Origin of the sequence: Planktothrix sp. FACHB-1365, assembly GCF_014697575.1 — a bacterium.
In the GTDB taxonomy this organism is placed as follows: domain Bacteria; phylum Cyanobacteriota; class Cyanobacteriia; order Cyanobacteriales; family Microcoleaceae; genus Planktothrix.
Window position 1 is genome coordinate 1 of sequence record NZ_JACJSC010000067.1, and the last position, 2,782, is coordinate 2,782.

A 2,782-nucleotide genomic window follows, 5' to 3' on the forward strand; every position below is an offset into this window, starting at 1 on the left:
CCAATGAGAGTAATCATCTTGAGGTGGGCTTCCCACTTAGATGCTTTCAGCGGTTATCCACTCCGCACATGGCTACCCTGCGTTTACCGTTGGCACGATAACAGGTACACCAGAGGTGCGTTCCTCCCGGTCCTCTCGTACTAGGGAGGACTCCTCTCAATACTCTTACGCCTGCACCGGATATGGACCGAACTGTCTCACGACGTTCTGAACCCAGCTCACGTACCGCTTTAATGGGCGAACAGCCCAACCCTTGGGACGTACTTCCGCCCCAGGTTGCGATGAGCCGACATCGAGGTGCCAAACCTCCCCGTCGATGTGAACTCTTGGGGGAGATCAGCCTGTTATCCCTAGAGTAACTTTTATCCGTTGAGCGACGGCCTTTCCACACAGTACCGTCGGATCACTAAGGCCGTGTTTCCACCCTGTTGGACTTGTAAGTCTCACAGTCAAGCTCCCTTATGCCTTTACACTCTACGAATGATTTCCAACCATTCTGAGGGAACCTTTGCGCGCCTCCGTTACATTTTAGGAGGCGACCGCCCCAGTCAAACTGCCCCCCTGAAACTGTCTTGTTCCCGGATTCACGGGAACCAGTTAGAATTCTAGCCTCTCTAGAGTGGTATCTCACCGATGGCTCCATCATCCCCACAAGGATGACTTCTGTGCCTCCCACCTATACTGCGCAAGAGAAGCCCGAACCCAATTCCAGGCTACAGTAAAGCTTCATAGGGTCTTTCTGTCCAGGTGCAGGTAGTCCGTATCTTCACAGACAATTCTATTTCGCCGAGTCTCTCTCCGAGACAGCGCCCAGATCGTTACGCCTTTCGTGCGGGTCGGAACTTACCCGACAAGGAATTTCGCTACCTTAGGACCGTTATAGTTACGGCCGCCGTTCACCGGGGCTTCGGTCATCAGCTTCAGCTTGCGCCTGACCGACTTCCTTAACCTTCCGGCACTGGGCAGGCGTCAGCCCCCATACTTCCTCTTTCGAGTTGGCGGAGACCTGTGTTTTTGGTAAACAGTCGCCTGGGCCTCTTCACTGCGACTTACTTTCATAAGCACTCCTTCTCCCGAAGTTACGGAGCCATTTTGCCGAGTTCCTTAGAGAGAGTTATCTCGCGCCCCTGGGTTTTCTCAACCTTCCTACCTGTGTCAGTTTCGGGTACAGGCATTGATAAATTAACGGTTTTAGGGCTTTTCTAGGAAGCTTGATGTTCTCTACTTCCCCTCCTTAGAGGGTCGGACTCCCGCCTTAGCTCAGTCTGTTTTCTCCAGACCTCAACACCTTGTACGGTTGCACCGGTAACCATCGTCCGGCTAGCACACACCTTCTCCGTCCCCCTGACCAATTTACCAATGGTACGGGAATCTTCACCCGTTGTCCATCGACTACGCTCTTCAGCCTCGCCTTAGGCCCTGACTTACCCTCCGTGGACGAGCCGTGCGGAGGAACCCTTAGGATTTCGGGGTCTTGGATTCTCACCAAGATTTTCGCTACTCAAGCCGACATTCTCACTTCTGGTTCGTCCACATCTGCTTCCGCTAATGCTTCTCCCTACGCCAGAACGCTCCCCTACCAATACAATACAATCATATTCCACAGCTTCGGTACATCACTTAGCCCCTTTCATTTTCGGCGCAGCAACGCTTGACCAGTGAGCTATTACGCACTCTTTTAAGGTTGGCTGCTTCTAGGCAAACCTCCTGGTTGTCTCTGCATTCCCACCTCCTTTCTCACTTAGTGATGATTTCGGGACCTTAGCTGGTGGTCTGGGCTGTTTCCCTCTTGACGATGGAGCTTATCCCCCACCGTCTGACTGGTTGCTCTCCTCTGGGTATTCAGAGTTTGACTCGATTTGGTACCGCTCTCGCAGCCCGCACCGAATCAGTGCTTTACCCCCCAGATTTTTCCGCAACCGCTGTGCCTCAACACATTTCGGGGAGAACCAGCTAGCTCCGGGTTCGATTGGCATTTCACCCCTAACCACACCTCATCCGCCGATTTTTCAACATCGGTCGGTTCGGACCTTCACTTGGTTTTACCCAAGCTTCATCCTGGACATGGTTAGATCACCCGGGTTCGGGTCTAAAAACGATGACGACTTCGCCCTGTTCAGACTCGCTTTCGCTTGGGCTTCGACCTCTTCGGTCTTAACCTGCCATCGCCTTTAACTCGCCGGCTCATGCTTCAACAGGCACGCGGTCATCCGTTTAATCGGACTCCCACTGCTTGTAAGCTGACGGTTTCAGGTTCTATTTCACTCCCCTCCCGGGGTTCTTTTCACCTTTCCCTCACGGTACTGTTTCTCTATCGGTCACACAGGAGTATTTAGCCTTACCTCGTGGTCGAGGCGGATTCACACGGACTTTCACGGGCTCCGTGCTACTCGGGATTCAGCTTGGCTTTTTGAGTTTTCGACTACAGGACTTTCACCTTCTCTGGTGCAGGTTTCATCTGCTTTGTCTAACTCTCTGAGTCCACTCTCGCTGTCCCACTACCCCAACAGGTAAACCTGTTGGTTTAGGCTGTTTCCCTTTCGCTCACCACTACTCGGGAAATCGCTTTTGCTTTCTTTTCCTCGGGCTACTAAGATGTTTCAGTTCGCCCGGTTCGCTCATCTACATCTATGGATTCAATGTAGTGTTTTTAGGTTGCCCTATTCGGATACCTCCGGCTCATTGCTTGCTTCCCGCTCCCCGGAGCTTTTCGTCGGTCGCCACGTCCTTCTTCGCCTCTGTGTGCCAAGGTTTCCACCGTCAGCCCTTTCTATCTTGACCA

Annotated in this window: 1 rRNA gene; it reads right to left on the reverse strand. The window is 52.7% G+C overall.

Annotation, left to right across the window (positions count from 1 at the left end):
- A 23S ribosomal RNA gene (locus H6G57_RS28610) occupies positions 1-2,781 on the reverse strand; the annotation flags it as partial.
- Between the last annotated feature and the right edge of the window lies 1 nt (position 2,782).